This is a genomic window from Paenibacillus sp. sg306046, from assembly GCF_059821225.1.
Window position 1 is genome coordinate 17909 of the sequence record NZ_JCAMRT010000020.1, and the last position, 16394, is coordinate 34302.

A 16394-nucleotide genomic window follows, 5' to 3' on the forward strand; every position below is an offset into this window, starting at 1 on the left:
TCAGCTGTTTGAAAAGAAACGATTGACAGCTATTCCCCAGCTATAGTATATTTTCTCATGAGATTTAATAGTAATAATTACGTTTAAAAGCGAGGAGGTCGGTTATGGCTCATTTATTGATGATTGAAAGCTGGGTAGGGGCAAGCGGTAATTTGCTGCCGCCGCTGCTCAAATCGCTCGGGCATACCTACACGTTCGTAACCCGCAAGCCGGAGCATTACCAGACAGCGCTGAGCACAGAGCAGCATCCGGTGATGCGGTACGCGAGCACGGTTTTTGTAACAGAAACAAACGATACTTCGGGCTTGATTGCGTTTCTGAAGCCATATCGCTTCGATGGCGTCATTACCGTGTGCGACTATTACATCGAGGTCGTTCGGGAGGTAGCTCAGGCGCTCGGCATTCCGTGCCCGTTTCCGGCTGAGGTGAGGACGGTCCGGCACAAGCATCTGCTGCGCCAGGCGCTGGACCGGGCAGGATTACCGAACCCGGATTACCGGCTCGCGTTTAGCTGGACGGAGGTGGAGGAAGCGGCAGCGGCGATCGGGTATCCGTTTGTGCTGAAGCCGGTCGACCTGGCGTCCAGCGCCTTTGTGAGACTGATCCAAGATCCGGCGCAGCTGCACGAGGCTTACCGGGCGCTGGAGGCGTTCCCGCTTAATTTCCGTGATCAGGAACGGGACCGCACCTACCTGCTGGAAGCGTATATGGAGGGCGAGGAGGTCAGCGTCGAAAGTGTTTCCTGCTACGGTGAAACGACGATGCTGGGCATTACGGACAAGTCGGTCACAGGCGCCCCGTATTTCATCGAAAACGGCCACATGTTTCCAGCGAAGCTCGACGATGACACGGCGGCGGTCGTTACGCAATTTGTCAGATGCGCGCTGGAGGCGGCGGGCTTCGACCACGGGATTGCCCACACCGAAGTCAAGCTGACGCCCGCAGGCCCGCGTATCGTCGAAATCAATCCGCGCACGGCCGGCAATTATATTGTCGAGCTGATCCAGCGCGTGGCAGGCATTGATCTGCTGGAGGCGTTTGTGGAGCTGTCGCTGAGCCGCAAGCCTGTACTGACCGTCCGCGATTGCGGCATAGCGAGCGCTGCCGTCATGTTTCTCGTCCCGCCGCAGGGCGGTACGGTGACCGAACTGCAGGGGGCCGAAGCATTGGAGGCTGAAGAGCATGTTGTCCGCTACAAGCTGGAGGCGTGCGTAGGCAAGCAGCTTGACACTCCGATTGATAACGCCTGCTATCTGGGCCATGTGCTGACGCAGGATGCCGCAGGTACGGAGGCCAGAGCTTATGCGGAAGCGGCGCTCCGGCGAATCGAGCTGCGCGTTGCTTCCGGCGGAAAGGGGCGTTGAAGCGGATGCCGATGACAACTTTTCATACGGTTGAGACGCTCAAGGAAGCGATTCTCGCGGGTCAGCTCGGACCCGACCCGCAGACGCTGCCGGTGACCGGAGCCTCCTATTTGTATCAAACGACGCAATTTCCGTCCTCGACGACGAAATACCATAACCACTACTTGCTGCTGCGGGTAGACGCCTACTTCGGCGCTTGCGCTCATGCGGTAGAGCAGCAGGACGTGGAAGCGCCTGCGCAGTTGTCCGGACTGTCGCTTGCGGCTGCCCTGCAGGACAAGCGGCTGCCTGTGCAAATTGCGGCGATGGACGCCTATCTGGGCGTCGTCTATCCGCACGCTGCGCAATGCGACCGGATCGTGGACATTTCGGCGGGGACGCCTCTGCACAAGGCCAAGCAGCGCGACGCCCTGATTGCCGCTGCAGCGGGCGTTCAGGCCGGGGAGCAGGTGGCGCTGATCGGCGTGGTCAATCCGCTGGTCGAGGCGATCCGGGAACGCGGGGGCACGTGCCTGCCCTGCGATTTGCAGCTGACCGCCACCCAGTGGGGCGATCCGGTTGAACGGGATATGGAACGGGTGCTGGAGCGGGCCGACCGGGTCATTTGCACGGCGATGACGTTAAGCAACGGCACGTTTGACCGAATTGTGCAGCGAGTAAGGGAACGGCGTATTCCGCTGATTGTGTATGCGCAGACCGGCAGTGCGGTCGTTGCGCAATTTATGAACAGGGGCGTGACCGGGCTGATCGCGGAGCCGTTTCCGTTCACGCAATTCAGCGCGTACGCTTCCCAGCTATTCACGTATACGAGGGGCAAGCCCAAGGAGGAGACTTATGAAGGTTAAGACGGGCACGGATAATTTTTTGCATACGAACCCTTCGCTTTACTTGGCATTCAATGGTCAGCATGACCACAGCATGGCGCATTTTATTCATAAAGTGCTGCGTACGTATAACGCGGGACCTAAGGTGCTGGACGTCGGCTGCGGACCGGGGCAAGAGGTCGCTTATTTGCAGCAGGCCGGTTATGAGGCAGTCGGCTTGGACAATTCGGAAGAGATGCTGGACTGGGCGAGAGCGCAGTATCCGGGATTATCGTTTGTATATGGAAATCAGGCGGACTTTGCCCTGCAGCAGCAGTTTGACGCCTTGTATTGCGTAGGCAGCACCTTCCTGTACAATTTCACCAATGAGCAGGTGCTTGCGAGCCTGGCCTGCTTCCGCAACCATCTGACGACCGGCGGGCTGCTGTATCTCGATATGCGCAACGCCGCCTTTTTCCTCACCCGGGAGGGGCAGCGCTGGCTGACGGAGGAGCTGGCGGAGCAGCGGCAGGTTACGGATACGGTCGTCTCGTTGCAAACGCGATTCAGCATTGATTTGGCCAGTCAGATGTTGGAACGGGACTATTGCTGGACGGTGGGGGAGGAGAAGTCGGTCGTGGAGCATCTGCAGCATCGGCTGCTATTTCCGCAGGAGCTGGTGCATTACGTCACGGCCAGCGGGTTCCGGGTGCTGCAGCTGTTTGATCAGCCTGCGCCGCATGTGGCGGACTTTGCCCGTGAGGAGCCGCTTGCGTTCCGTCAGGAAATGCTCGGTACCCGGCTGCAAATCATTGCCGAGGCGATCTGATGGTCATCAAGACCATCAGGTAACCTGCCCGGTTCTTGCACGAAGGTTGACATCATATATCCGCAAATAGGCGGAGCGGAGGTTCAGTCATGAAGAAGCTATTACTTGCCCTTGCGGCAGTGGTTTTTGTTACAGTCGCAGGCTGCGGCAGCCCTGCGCCTGATCCGGGCAGCGAGGCCAATCCGGCCGGGGGAGGAGCAAGCCAGGCGGCGCAGCAGGAGCTGATCGTCGCCGGGCAGGAAATTGCGGCCAGTCTGGACCCGGTCAAGCCGCTTACGTCGAGCTATTTACGCAATATCGGGGCGGCTGAGGCGCTGTTCAAGGTGACAGCCAAGGGAGAAATTGAACCTTCACTGGCGGAAAGCGCCAAGGAGATTGATCCGACAACCTGGGAAATCAGGCTGCGGCCGGACGTCAGCTTCTGGAGCGGCAAAACGGTTGACGCCCAGGCGGTCATCGCTTCGCTGGAGCGTTCGAAATCGCTTGATTTGCAAGCGAAGCCGTTTCTCGACGACCTGAGCTTCACGAAAACGGACGACCGGACGATTCAGGTGAAAACGAGCCGCAGCCATGTACAGGTGCCGTTGAATTTGAGCTACTACCAGACCGTTATTCATAACGCCGAAGCGAAGCATGACGCGATCGGTACGATGGATCTGACCGGGATGTACAAGGTCGTTGAATTTACGCCTAAGCAAAAGATGGTGCTTGCGCGAAACGACAGCTACTGGGGCAAAAAGCCGGTGATTCCGAAGCTCGTCTATGAAGAGATCAGCGACGAGCAAACCCGCGTGCTGTCAGCCTTGAGCGGGCGCAGCCATGTGGTGCTGAATATTCCGCCGACAAGTCTCGCTCAGCTCAAGGACAGCAAGGATACGCGACTGTCCAACACGCCTGCGGCCAATACGCAAACGATTTATTTGAATACAGCCAAGCCGCAGCTGCAGGATGTCCGGGTCCGGCAAGCGCTGTCGTGGGCACTGGACCGGGAGGAGCTGGTGACGCTCGCTGTTGAGGGGCGGAGCCTTCCGGTCACGACGTGGCTGAGCTCGAACCCGGCGTATGCGGAGGCGCGCAGTGCCGTTTACCCGAAGGTTGACCGTGAGCAAGCGGCGAAGCTGCTGGATGAAGCAGGCTGGACGAAGGGTGCTGACGGCCTCCGCCAAAAGGAGGGGAAGCCACTGACGGTACGCCTGATGACATGGGGCGGCGACAAGGCGCTTGGGGAAGCGCTGCAAAGCCAATGGATGAGCATCGGGATTAAGGCGGAGGTTCAGCACGGGGATTACAGCCTGATTCAGACAGCGCGCAAGTCGGGCGACTGGGATGCGCTGATCGAAGCGTGGAATACGTTCGGCGAGGAGCTGACGCTGCTGAAGGGACAATTTGGACCAGGGGGCAGCGGCAATTACGGCGGCTACAAGGACGAGGAGACGAATCAGCTGCTCGCACAATTGGCCGAAGCGCCGGATCAGGCGTCGCGCCATAAGCTGGCGCTCCGGATCAACGAGCGGGTGGCGCAGCAGGCGCCTGTCATCAGCCTGTTCCCGCGCCCGCAGCTGACGGCGGTGAGCAAGCGGCTGCAGGGCTTCGAGGACCATTTCAGGCAGTATGAAAACACGGTTAATGCCGGTCTGTCGCTGGATGCGAAATAGGCGGCGTCCTGATGGCATACCGTGTGCTGCTGCGCAAGCTGGCTGAAGCATTGCTTACGTTAATTGGCGCAACCTTCCTGTTGTTTATGCTGATCCGCCTTGCGCCCGGCGACCCGGTAGAGCTTCTGCTGGGTCGTCCGGGCGAGGCGGCGATGGCTGACACGCAGGCACATGATGCGAGGGCGGCGGAGCTGCGGGCGCAGCTCGGGCTTGACCGGAGCATGGCTGTCCAATATGCGGCCTGGCTGCAGCGCTTGCTGCAGCTGGAGCTGGGTGTCTCGATTCATACAAGCCGAGCGGTCAGTACGGAGCTTGCGCAAAGATTTCCGGCGACGGCGCTGCTGGCCGCTGCGGCGCTGTGCGTCCAGGTAGCGCTCGGGCTGCTGCTTGGCACGATGTCGGCGCTCAAGGCGAGCAAGTTTTATGACCATGTCATCCGGGTCGCCTGTGTAGCTGTCGCCTCGACCCCGGCGTTTGTCATCGGCCTGTTTGCACTTGCGTTTTTTGCCGTGCAGGCCGGCGCTTATGAGATCAGCAGCGAAGCGACCCTGAGCAGGCTTTGGCTGCCCGCGCTTACGCTTGGCCTGATCGGCGCTCCGCAGCTGGTCCGGATCGTCCGGGCCAACCTGTTGGCGGAATTCGGCCAGCTGTATGTGCGTGCGGCGCAGTCTCGAGGGCTGGACCGCAAGCGGGTCGTCCGTCATGCGCTGCTTAATGCGCTGCTGCCGCTGATCACGCTGACCGGGCTTTCCTTGACGTCGCTGATCAGCGGAGCGGTCGTGATCGAAAGTATTTTTTCATGGCCGGGGCTCGGCAAATATGCGCTGGACAGCATTTTAGTAAAGGATTATCCGGTGATCCAGGGTTACGCCCTGGTTATGATCGTATCGGTGATTGGAACTCATCTGGTCGTGGACGTTATTTATGCCTGGGTAGATCCGCGAATTCATCGCAAAGGAGAGGCTTCAGGTGAAACGGCTGCTTAACGCGAAACAAAGCCTTGGTCTGGCTGCGGGTCTCGTCATCCTGAGTGTGCTTGCGCTGCTGATCGTATGCGCGCCCTTCATCAGCCCGTATGACCCGCTGCAGCAAAACGCCTCGAAGCGGCTGGAGAAGCCAAGCCCGGAGCATCCGCTGGGCACAGACCGCTTTGGCCGGGATGTGCTGTCCCGCATGCTGCACGGCGGGCAAAGCACCTTGCTGTCCTCCGTCTGCGCGCTCGCCGCTGCGCTGCTGATCGGGCTGCTGGCTGGTCTGGCTGCCGGTCTGTTTCACGGCTCCTTGCTGGATACGGCGCTGATGCGGCTTATTGACGTGCTGCTGGCCTTTCCTTTCATGGTGCTGGCGATGGTCATCGCCGCTTTATTCGGCACGAGTCTTGCTCATCTGCTTCTGACGGTCGTCGCCGTCTGGTGGGTGTCCTTCGCCCGGCTGACGCGCAGCGTCGTGCTGCAGGCGAAGCAGGATACGTCCTTCGCAGCAGCCAAGGTGCTTGGCGCGTCAAACGGCACGCTGCTTGTCAAGGAATTGCTGCCCAAGGCGATCAGTCCGGTGCTGATTTTGGCCACCTTCGAGCTGGGCAGTCTGATTCTGGCGATCGCGGCGTTGTCCTTCCTTGGCTTGGGCGCGCAGCCGCCGGCCCCGGAATGGGGCAGCATGCTGGCGGACGGACGGGATCATGTGCTGCAGGCGCCGCACATTTTACTCGGACCGGCGCTGTTTATGGTGCTGACGGTGCTGGCGTTTAATCTGATCGGCGAAGGGCTGCGAGACCGGCTGGACCCTTATGAAAAATCTGAGCTGTAAGCAGGGAAAGGAGTCATGATGGCGATCAGCGACACTGACGAAACGATGCTGCAGGTCCGCGGCCTGCAAGTGGACTACAGACTACACGGGCAGTCCGTTCCGGTTGTGCACAATGTGTCCTTTTCACTGCGCAAAGGTGAAGTTGTCGCGGTATTGGGCGAAAGCGGCTCCGGTAAATCGACGATTGCAAAAGCAATCACCGGGCTGCTGCCCCCTTCGGCGCATGTGGGCGGCGGGCTGCTGAGCCTGGGCGGGGAGTGGCAGGCCGACCTTACCGGAGCAGGCATCCGCTGGGACGTCATCCGGGGGAAGGGCATTGCGATGCTGTTCCAGGATGCGCGTCTGGCGCTGAATCCGGTGCTGACGATTCGCGGGCATTTCCGGGAAACGCTGCTGTTCCACCGGCTGGCGGCGGCGGACGAGGTAGATACGGTCAGTATGAAGCTGCTGCAGCGGCTAAACTTTGCGGATGCAGAGCGCGTGCTGGACAGCTATCCGTTTCAGCTGAGCGGCGGCATGTGCCAGCGCATTTGTCTGGCGCTTGCCGTCTGCCTCAAGCCGGCTGTGCTGGTTGCCGATGAGCCGACGTCCGCGCTGGATACGGTCAGTCAGGCTGAGGTGCTGGAGCTGCTGCTGCGGCTGCAGCAGGAGCTGGGCTTGACCGTGCTGCTGATCACGCATGATATCGCCGTAGCCCATGCCGTCAGCAGCCGGGTCATCGTGTTGAACAATGGGGTTATTGTGGAGGAAGGCATGACCAAGGCCGTCTTGACGAGGCCGCAGGCGGCCTACACGCGACGTTTGCTGGCTGCCCGCGCGCAGGTCGTCAAGCGGGCGCGCCAGCGGGAGCCGCTGCCGCTTCCGTCGCTGTTGCCGCAAGAACCTGAACCTGAACCGGAGCCGGTGCTGGAGCTGATCGAGCTGCGCAAAAGCTTCACGCAGCAGAGGGCGGTGCTGCAGAATGTCAACCTGACGCTGAACCGCCAGGAAATCGTCGGCATTCTCGGGCAAAGCGGTTGCGGCAAGTCCACGCTGGCCTGCTGCATCGCAGGCCTGGAGCCGCTGAGCGGAGGGCGTCTGCTGTACCGGGGGACGGAAATCAGCGGTCTGCGGGGCAAAGCGAAGCGCGAGCTGGCCCGGCATATTCAGCTTGTATTCCAGGATGCGCGGGCGAGCTTGCATCCGGGCCGCACTGCTTTGCAGCTTGTGCAGGAGCCCCTGCATTACTTGAGGATCGGCAGCAGGCGGGAGCGGGAAGCGCAGGCCGAGGTATTTTTGCAGGCCGTTGGGCTTGCCGGCGATCTTCAGCGCCGCAGGCCGCCGCAGCTCAGCACGGGCCAATGCCAGCGGATCGCCATTGCCCGCGCACTGGCGCTGCGGCCGGAGGTGCTGATCTGCGATGAAGCGGTATCGGCGCTGGATATGCGCGTGCAGGCACAGATTCTGGCGCTGCTGGAGCGCTTGCAGCGGCAGTTCGGCTTTTCGATCCTGATGATTTCCCATGATGTCCGAGTGCTGCGTTCCTTCTGCCACCGGATTGCGGTGATGCACAGCGGTACGTTTGATGAAGTGAAGCGTACAGACGCTTGGCTGGATGAAAGCGATCAACCGCATACGCAGCTGCTGCTTCGATGCGCAGGCGATAGGGAAGAGGGTTTTTACGAACGGAGGGAGTAAATTCATGATGATCGCCAGTATTTTGGAAACGATCGGCAAGACGCCGCTCATCAAGCTGCCCAACACCAACACAGGGCAGGAAGGGCAAGTGCTGCTGAAATATGAACGAGTTAACCCCGGAGGCAGCATCAAGGACCGCGCAGCGTTACATATGATTAATGAAGCGGAGCGCAGCGGCTTATTGCAGCCCGGCGGTACGATTATTGAATCGTCCAGCGGCAATTTCGGCATTTCCTTGGCGATGATCGGCGCAGCCCGAGGATATCGCGTCATCATTTTGGTGGACCCGAAAACGACAAGCGCCAACCTGGCCCTGCTCAAAGGATTCGGGGCGGAGGTCGTCGTCGTCACCGAGCAGGATGACAGCGGCAGCTACCATAAGACACGCATTGCGCTCGCCAATAAGCTGGCCAGGGAGATCAAGCATGCGTACCGTCCGGACCAATGCTTCAGTCTGCTGAACAGCGAAGCGCATTTCAAAAGCACCGCGCGTGAAATCAGGGATGCTTGCCGGGGCAGCTTGGCGGTGTTTATCACGGCTGTCAGCACGGGCGGGCAGCTGGGCGGTATTTCCAAATACCTCAAAACATTTGCCCCGGAGGTACAAATCATTGGGGTGGACGCGACCGGCTCGGCCATTTTCGGCGGTCATTCGGACGCTTACCGTATCCCTGGCATCGGTCTCGGCTGGACGCCGGTGAATTTGAACATGGACCATGTTGATTATGCGTATAAAGTGACCGATGAGCAGGCGTTTCTGACCGCGCGAGCGCTTGCCCGCCACGAAGGGATTTTGGTCGGTCCGTCCAGCGGGGCTTGCGCGCTCGTCGCCCTCAAGCTGGCACAGGAGCTGTCCCCCGACCAGCGAATTGTATGTATGGTTGCGGACGGTGGAGAACGATACATCCAGACGTTGTTTAATGACGAATGGATGGAGCAGCAAGGCTTTTCGACGTCAGCGAGTATTGAGGCGATCCGTGCGATGGCCCGGCGGCTGCAGCCTTGGAGCGTGCGGCCGGCAGAGCGTGCCAACTATCGGACTGATTTGATCGAAGCTCTGGACGTGCCGGATTCGACGCTGAGTATGAACTTGGAGGTGCTGAACCGGACTGCATACGGTCAAGGAAGCTCCTTGTATATCGACTAAACTGCGGGTCTCGCTGTACGAGGTGTCATGTATGTGCAGTTCCCAGCGCCGTTGACGTACAGGGGACACGAGGACCGCGGACGGAGGGAAGGTTGTTGTGAAGCTTCATCGACAAGCGCTGTCCGTGCCGTTTTTACGTTTGTACGGGTTAGCGCTGCTATTTTTCAGTGCCAATTCGATTCTGAATGTCATCATCCCGATCCGGATTGAAGCGCTTGGGGCGAGCAATAGCCATATCGGGTTTATTATGGGCGCGTATATGCTGACGTGCATGTTTTTCCGGCCCTGGGCGGGGCAGCTCGTTCACAAGCATGGTCCTGTCAAGGTGCTGCGTGTGCTGCTGCTTGTCAACGGCGCGGCTTTAGTGCTGTATACGTTTACCGGAGTGGAAGGTTATCTGGCTGCTCGCGTGATGCAAGGCATCTGCACGGCGTTTTTTTCGATGGCGCTGCAAATGGGCATTATTGACGCGCTGCCGGAGGAGGAGCGCTCCCGCGGCTTGTCACTGTATTCGCTGTTTACGTATATGCCGACGATTGTCGGCCCGCTGCTGGCGATCGGCATCTGGGAATGGGGAGGCATGAGCGGATTTACGGCGGCGCTGCTCGTTATTGCGATTGCGACAGGCCTGGTCGGCTACAGCGTCCCGCTGCACGGCGCGCTGCCGCATGATGCCGCCGCGCCGGAGCCGAACGGGATGCGGGGCGCGCTGCGTCAGCTGGCAGGCCATCGTCCGCTGCTGATTTGCAGCGTGCTGATGCTGGCGGCTTCGGTGCTGTTCGGGTCCGTATCCGCCTTTATCCCGTTGTACGCCCGGCACATTGAGCTTGGGCATGCCGGATTTTATTTGATGATCCAGGCGGCGGTGATCGTCATTGCCCGGTTCACTTTAAGCAAAGTAATACCGTCTGACGGCAGATGGGATGCGCGGTTTGTGGGAGCGGTATGCCTGCTGGGCGCTGCGGGCGCGCTGCTGCTGTCGCTTGCGCAGGCTTGGGGACCCATTGTTTTCTATGCGGCTCCGGTGCTGATCGGCTTGGCGCAAGCGCTGCTGTATCCGACGCTGACCTCGTATTTGACCTTTGTCCTGTCGGGAGCCTCGCGTAATGTGTTGATTGGCTTGTTTATCGCGACAGCCGATCTCGGCATATCGCTGGGCGGGATCGCAATGGGGCCGATCGCGGACCGATTTTCCTACAGCGTGATGTTTGCCGTTGACGCTGGACTGGCTGCGGCCGCAGCCGCAGTTGCGCTGCTGAGCCGTGCGATGCCGGGACGGGCAAAGGCTGCGGCCGCACCGGCCGAGGCGGAGGCTTGATGGGACGGGGGCTTCCGGAGGATCGCCCCAAGAAAGGAAGCTGGTTATGCAAAACGGAGCAAAGGTCCGCATTGTGCGGACAGATGCGGAGCGACGCGCTGAGGTGAAGGCGTTTGTCCTCGGCATGATGAGCAACTTGTACCCGCGCGGCGCTTACTATGAGAACCCGCTTGACCTGGCGAGGTTTGAGCAGGTGTACGTGCTGCCTGATGATGCGGTGTTTTTGCACGCGGAGGACGAAGCCGGGTGTATCGTTGGCACGGCTGCGGTCCGACCGTACGACAGACGGTTCGCCGCCGTTGAGCCTCTGATCGGCAGCGGGCCGGTCTGTGAGCTCGTCAAGATGTACATCCGCCCGGGCAGCCGCAGGCAAGGAATAGGGACCCGGCTGTATGCGGAAGCCGAGCAGTTTGCGCGGTCAGCCGGGTATGATGAAAGCTACCTGCATACGTCGGTATTTTTGCCGGGAGGGTATGCATTCTGGAAATCCCGAGGTTATGTGGAGCGTTACTGGGAGTCGGAGCACATTGTTCATCTGAGCAAACGGTTCGATGGAAAGTGAAGCAAAGTTACACGTCTGACGTTGAGCCGAAAAACTGGCCGGTGTGGAGCCGGTAGTTAGCAGGCAGTGTGGGAGGTAGTCAGCAGGTAGTAGGCGGAAGGCGGTGCGTGGGTAGCAGCTGGCAGTAGGCGATGTAAACGGGCAGCAGCTGGCAGTAGGCGATGCAGGCGGGCAGCAGCTGGCAGTAGGCGATGCAGGCGGGCAGCAGCAGGCAGTATGCGGTGCAGGCGGGTAGCAGCAGGCAGCCGCCGGGGAGCAACAAGGGGAAATGGGGTAGCTTCCCGCTGCTTTAAGAGGTATGCTAAGCTTGTGCGATAACTAAATACCCATTATCAGGAGGAGAACGCCCTTATGCTGCATACCTTACACGAACGTCCCGCACGTGATACGTACACCGATTTTTACGCCTTGTATGTCGAGCAGCTGCCCTCCGGCGATCTGTTTGACTTGCTCAAGCAGCAGGAACGCGACACGCTTGACCTGTACGCATCGCTAAGCGAAGAGCAGGCGGCCTACCGTTATGCGCCGGGGAAATGGAGCTTGAAGGAAATTCTCGGTCATTTGTGTGACACGGAACGCATTATGGCCTACCGGCTGCTGCGCATTTCCCGCGGCGATTCCTCCACGTTATCCGGCTTCGATCAGGACTTGTACGTGCAGGAAGCCGGCTTCGACAGCCTGCCGCTGACGCTGCTGCTGGACGATTACAAGGCCGTGCGCGCCGCAACGCTGACGCTGCTGCGTACGCTGGATGACCAGAAGCTGGCGCGCAGAGGGCTGGCGAACGGCAGCGAGCTGTCGTCGCTTGCGCTGGCCTGCATTATCGCCGGACATGAACGGCATCATATCAGTGTGATTCAGGAGCGTTACCGGCAAGCCTAGCATCAGACGGCAGCAGCAGCGCAAGCAGGCCGAGCAGCGGCAAATAAGCGCACAGCCGGATGACGAAGGCGACGCTCGTCAAGTCCATCAGCCAGCCCATCGTGACGGAGCCTAGTCCGGCGAGGCCAAACGCCAGTCCGAAAAACAGCCCGGAAACGGTGCCGATTTTGCCGGGCAGCAGCTCTTGCGCATAGACGATGATCACGGAGAAGCCGGACATCAAAATCGCGCCGATCAATCCGCACAGGATGATGGACCAAAACGGGCTTGCGTAGGGCAGCAGCAAGGAAAACGGCGCAGTGCCGGCAATCGAAAACCAGATGATCCGCTTGCGACCGAACTTGTCCGCCAGCGGACCGCCGAGCAAGGTGCCGATCATGCCGGCGAACTGCAGCGCAAACAGCGGAATTTGCGCGTCCTCGAATGGACGCTGGAAGCGGTCCATGTAATAGAATGAATAATAGCCGGTCATGCTGGCGATATACACAAATTTGGAAAACAGCAGCACGATCAGCAGGCTGATCGCCAGCGCTACGAAACCGCGGGGATGAACGACCGCGGTTTTTGCCGCGCGCGCCGCACGCGGCGCGATCAGCTGCCGCTTGTACCAGCGGCTGACCGCATATTGCAGCGCGATGCCGAGGACGGCGGCGAAGGCAAACAGCAGCAGGCCGCGCGTGCCGTACGGCAACACCAGAAAGCCGACAGCCAGCGGCGCGAGCGCCTGCCCGGTATTGCCGCCGACCTGGAAGACGGATTGCGCCAGTCCGCTGCCTTTGCCGGAGGCGAGATGCGCGACGCGCGACGACTCCGGATGAAGGACGGAGGAGCCGACGCCAAGCAGCATGGCGGATACGAGCAGCCCGGCAAATTGCGACGACAGGGCCATTCCGATGATGCCGACCAGGGAAAACAGCATCCCCGCAGGCAGCAGCCACGGCAGCGGTCGTTTATCCGTGTAGCTGCCGATAAACGGCTGCAGGATGCAGGCGGTCACATTGAGCATAAAGGCGATCCAGCCAATTTGCGCGAAGCTCAGGTTGAGCGATTGCTGCAGCAGCGGAAAGACGGCCGGAACAGCCGACTGCATCGCGTCATTCAGCAGATGGGCCGTGCTGACGCCAAGCAGCGCGTACAGGGATGAGGCGCGGGCTGCCGCGATGGCCGGATTGATTGCGGTTTTCATGAGGACCATCCTTTGCAGTAGAGTTATTTGGATAGCTTACCGCAGAGCAGCTTGCCGTGTCGTCGCGATTGTTGCTGTTCTTTCGAGCAGGATTTGCTATACTGGATGCGGGTGATGGTCGATGCATATACACATGTCTACCCCGCGGCTGGAGCTGTGGCGGATTGAGCATACATTTGCGAACGAAGCGCATTGTCATGAAGATTGCTACCAGATTACGGTGCCGATCTATGGAGCATGCGATTTCGAGCAGGAAAACCGCTCGTACCGGCTGGGCAGCGGAGAGGCGTTGATTCAGTACCCGAATGAGCGCCATTCGTTCCGCCTCGCTGACGGCGAAGGGGTCGTCATTATTCAATTGAAGCGCAATGTGCATGAGCTATGGGGGCTGGATCGGCCCTGGGAGCCTGCGGCGCGGCAGCAGGTGAACGGTGATGAGCTGCTGAAGCAGCATCGCAGATGGAGCCTGGCGTTATGCTCGGCTGACCGGACGGAGCCGGGGGCGGTCGAAGAGACGGAGGCCGAAATTATCCGGTATGTATCGCGGACGCTGCGCGGCAATCATCGGCACGTCGGCCCGGAACGGCTGCATGCGGCGCTGCCGGAGCTGGAGGATATACACGTGAGCCGGGTGCTTGCATTTATGCAGGACAGCTACACAAAGCCGATTTCGGTCGAGGAGCTGGCCGGCATCGCGGGTATGAGCCGGTTTCACTTTATTCGCTCGTTTAAGGCGCAGACGGGTTATGCTCCGTATCAATACATGCTGGGCCTGCGGATCGAGGAAGCGAAACGGCTGCTGCGCGTAACCCGGCAGACGGTGACGGAAATCAGCCTGGAGGTCGGCTTCTCCAGTCCGAGCCAGCTGTACCGCATGTTTCACAAGACGGCCGGAATGTCCCCGGAGCAATACCGGCAGCAAGCTGCCTTGTTTTAGCCAGACGACGCACCGCAGCGAAAAAGCATCCCGTATTCCGGTTGATCTGGCGTACGGGATGCTTTTTTGGGCAGGATCGCTCGCGTGCATGGCAACGGTCAGGCTGCCGGGACTTCTGTCGTTATTGCTGATGTTACTTCCAAATGCTATTTCTGCTGGATCATCATCTTCCACAGATCAGTCGTATCATAGCCGAGACGCCACGCGGCGACACCGGCCAGCTCATGCTTGGCGGCGATCTCGATGCGGGCCTTCACCGTTGCCTCGTCTTCCAGCCAAAATACGTAGCGATAGCCGCCCTCGCTGTACTCAACCTTGTATTGCTGGAACTCAGGGTCCCACGTTTGAGTCGCCTTTTTGTCACGGACCAGCGCGGGAATATCCTTGAACAGTACGGCGCGGTTGCTCTCCAGACCGCCGCTGCTGTTTACTTTCCACTCGCGTACGTAAAACGGAATGCCCATAATCAGCTTGTCGCGCGGAATGCCGTAGGACAGAAACTCCTTGACGCCTTCCTCGACCCATGGCAGGCCGGCGACCGAACCTGGCTCCGTGCTGCCTTTCCAATGGTGGTCATACGTCATCGTAATGATGTAGTCCACGATTCCGGCCAGCTTCTCATGATCGAAGGCCGTTTTTGCATTCCACTTGACGCTGCCTCGAGGCAGGTCAACGGAGATCAGCAGCTTGCGGGCATGCGCAGCCGTGACAAGCTCCTGCATGAAGGTCGTGAAGTTCGTCCGGTCGCCTGCGGCGAGACTTTCGAAGTCCACATTGATACCGTCTACGCCAAGCGAAGCGGACTTGCTGACGATGGTCTGAATAAATTTGGCGCGCGCTTCGGCGGATGCGAGAAATTTCGTCGTCAGCGCAGCGTCAAATTGATTGTTGACCAGCGGATGCACCGCCATTCCTTGTTGCTTCAGCCAGGCGACCGTGTCTTTGCTGGACGTATCCGTGATGTTGCCCGCCGCGTCCGCCAGGACGAAATAGGTTGGCGAGACGACATCCAGTCCGACCGTTGTATTCGTCTGGCTGCGAATCGTAGCATCGGCCGAGCTGCCGTTCCAGCCCCAGTATTGCAGCTTCCGCAAATTGTCCCAGATGGCCGTGCCATCGTCGTAAAGCCGGATCGAAGCATTGCTGTAGCCCTTCGCAACTTGCAGCGCCGAGCCGATGGAGGTAAAGTCTCCGATACGGTTTTGGTTTTGAAACACTTGGTAATAAGGATAATTATTCCAGATCACCTGCGGCTTGCCGTTCACCGGCGGAGCCTGCTCGTTTTCGATCTTCGTATGGGCGTATTGCTTCGCATAAGCGATCGCATCGTCCAGACTGAGAAATTCGTTAATCCGCGTATCGTTCTGGTAAACGCTGTACGGCTTGACGTTCGAGAACACGACGCTGCCGGTGCTAGTGTTGACGACGGTTGAGTTGCCCCAGCGCAGCGACTCGCCCACGGCATCCTCAAGCAAGGCGAACGTCCAGCTATCTGCAGTATGAGTGCCTTGAAAAACCTGATACACCTTGGGGCTGTCGGACCGTGCTTGCTGCTTGACGGTTGCGCTCATATTATCCCATACCCAGGCATGCGTGTTCAGATCAATGATATGCGAATTGGACCAGTTTTTGGCTTCGGCGATCGCTTCATTTAACGTTCGGAACGTCCAGGAGTCCAGCGTGCCTTCTCCTTGATACACCCGGTATCGCGGATAATTGTTCCATACCCAGCCGCCGTCCTGCAGGTCGCGTACGCTGGCATTGCCCCATTTGGACGCTTCGCGCACCGCCTGCTCCAGCGTGGCGAATTCCCAGGCTGAGCTGCTGTAGCCGTGCTGGTACACTTTGTACCGCGGATAATTATGCCAAACCCAGTTGCGCGAGCCGATTTCCTCCACATGGGAGCTGGTATAGCGGCGGGCGTACGCCTCGGCCGACTTGTAATCGGATGCCTCATAAATCAGCGTCGTATCCTGGTAAACCCGGTACTTCGACGTTTTGTCAGCTGCCGCTGCCGGGCTGGCTGCAGATATAAGCAGCGAGAGGACGGTTAACGACAGCAGGGTGTTGCGCTTCAACATACATCAGCCTCTTTCTGTCCCAAATGTGCAGACTCTATCACTCTACTAAGACGGGAAAGCGGGGCTGAAAGTTGCGTGGTAAATGCTAGAAAGCCGAAAAACCGGCAAACCCGGACTGCGGAACAGTCAGGGCTTGCCGGTTCAGGT

At 59.4% G+C, this 16394-nt stretch carries 14 protein-coding genes; 12 read left to right on the forward strand and 2 right to left on the reverse strand.

What is annotated here, in order from left to right; translation table 11 throughout:
* Positions 1 to 104 precede the first annotated feature (104 nt).
* The 11 genes from AC6ROY_RS19085 to AC6ROY_RS19135 all read left to right on the forward strand — a co-directional run bounded on the left by AC6ROY_RS19085 (position 105) and on the right by AC6ROY_RS19135 (position 12043).
* Positions 105 to 1364 (forward strand): ATP-grasp domain-containing protein, encoded by a 1260-nt coding sequence (locus AC6ROY_RS19085; RefSeq protein WP_500102190.1) that lies wholly within the window; start codon positions 105 to 107, stop codon positions 1362 to 1364.
* A gap of 5 nt (positions 1365 to 1369) precedes the next feature.
* Positions 1370 to 2209: a Rossmann-like domain-containing protein gene (locus AC6ROY_RS19090; protein WP_500102191.1), complete on the forward strand. Its 840-nt coding sequence runs from the start codon at positions 1370 to 1372 to the stop codon at positions 2207 to 2209.
* On the forward strand, positions 2199 to 2996 hold the full coding sequence (locus tag AC6ROY_RS19095; protein ID WP_500102192.1) for a class I SAM-dependent methyltransferase: 798 nt from the start codon (positions 2199 to 2201) through the stop codon (positions 2994 to 2996). The genes AC6ROY_RS19090 and AC6ROY_RS19095 overlap by 11 nt, the downstream gene beginning before the upstream one ends.
* Positions 2997 to 3085: 89 nt before the next feature.
* A complete protein-coding gene (locus AC6ROY_RS19100; RefSeq protein WP_500102193.1) occupies positions 3086 to 4651 on the forward strand; it encodes an ABC transporter substrate-binding protein in 1566 nt (521 codons plus the stop codon).
* A gap of 11 nt (positions 4652 to 4662) precedes the next feature.
* On the forward strand, positions 4663 to 5637 hold the full coding sequence (locus AC6ROY_RS19105) for an ABC transporter permease (protein WP_500102194.1): 975 nt from the start codon (positions 4663 to 4665) through the stop codon (positions 5635 to 5637).
* Entirely contained in the window at positions 5621 to 6457 is an 837-nt protein-coding gene (locus AC6ROY_RS19110; RefSeq protein WP_500102195.1) for an ABC transporter permease, read from the forward strand. Before AC6ROY_RS19105 ends, AC6ROY_RS19110 begins: the two co-directional genes overlap by 17 nt.
* 15 nt (positions 6458 to 6472) lie before the next feature.
* Positions 6473 to 8134: an ABC transporter ATP-binding protein gene (locus AC6ROY_RS19115; protein ID WP_500102196.1), complete on the forward strand. Its 1662-nt coding sequence runs from the start codon at positions 6473 to 6475 to the stop codon at positions 8132 to 8134.
* A 4-nt stretch (positions 8135 to 8138) separates the two neighbouring features.
* Positions 8139 to 9281, forward strand: a complete 1143-nt coding sequence (locus AC6ROY_RS19120) for a PLP-dependent cysteine synthase family protein (RefSeq protein WP_500102197.1) — start codon at positions 8139 to 8141, stop codon at positions 9279 to 9281.
* Between the two features lie 97 nt (positions 9282 to 9378).
* On the forward strand, positions 9379 to 10599 hold the full coding sequence (cntE, locus tag AC6ROY_RS19125) for a staphylopine family metallophore export MFS transporter CntE (RefSeq protein WP_500102198.1): 1221 nt from the start codon (positions 9379 to 9381) through the stop codon (positions 10597 to 10599).
* 46 nt (positions 10600 to 10645) lie between these two features.
* Positions 10646 to 11161 (forward strand): GNAT family N-acetyltransferase, encoded by a 516-nt coding sequence (locus AC6ROY_RS19130; RefSeq protein ID WP_500102199.1) that lies wholly within the window; start codon positions 10646 to 10648, stop codon positions 11159 to 11161.
* Between the two features lie 351 nt (positions 11162 to 11512).
* A complete protein-coding gene (locus tag AC6ROY_RS19135; RefSeq protein WP_500102200.1) occupies positions 11513 to 12043 on the forward strand; it encodes a DinB family protein in 531 nt (176 codons plus the stop codon).
* On the opposite strand, the gene AC6ROY_RS19140 is transcribed toward AC6ROY_RS19135, so the two are convergent.
* Positions 12009 to 13229 carry an MFS transporter gene (locus tag AC6ROY_RS19140; protein WP_500102201.1) on the reverse strand — a complete coding sequence of 407 codons (1221 nt, stop codon included), beginning with the start codon at positions 13227 to 13229 and terminating at the stop codon, positions 12009 to 12011. The genes AC6ROY_RS19135 and AC6ROY_RS19140 overlap by 35 nt on opposite strands.
* Positions 13230 to 13350: 121 nt before the next feature.
* Here AC6ROY_RS19140 and AC6ROY_RS19145 point away from each other — a divergent pair, with 121 nt between their 5' ends.
* A complete protein-coding gene (locus AC6ROY_RS19145; protein WP_500102202.1) occupies positions 13351 to 14166 on the forward strand; it encodes a helix-turn-helix domain-containing protein in 816 nt (271 codons plus the stop codon).
* Between the two features lie 146 nt (positions 14167 to 14312).
* Here AC6ROY_RS19145 and AC6ROY_RS19150 read toward each other — a convergent pair whose 3' ends face one another.
* Positions 14313 to 16247: a glycosyl hydrolase family 18 protein gene (locus AC6ROY_RS19150; RefSeq protein ID WP_500102203.1), complete on the reverse strand. Its 1935-nt coding sequence runs from the start codon at positions 16245 to 16247 to the stop codon at positions 14313 to 14315.
* Between the last annotated feature and the right edge of the window lie 147 nt (positions 16248 to 16394).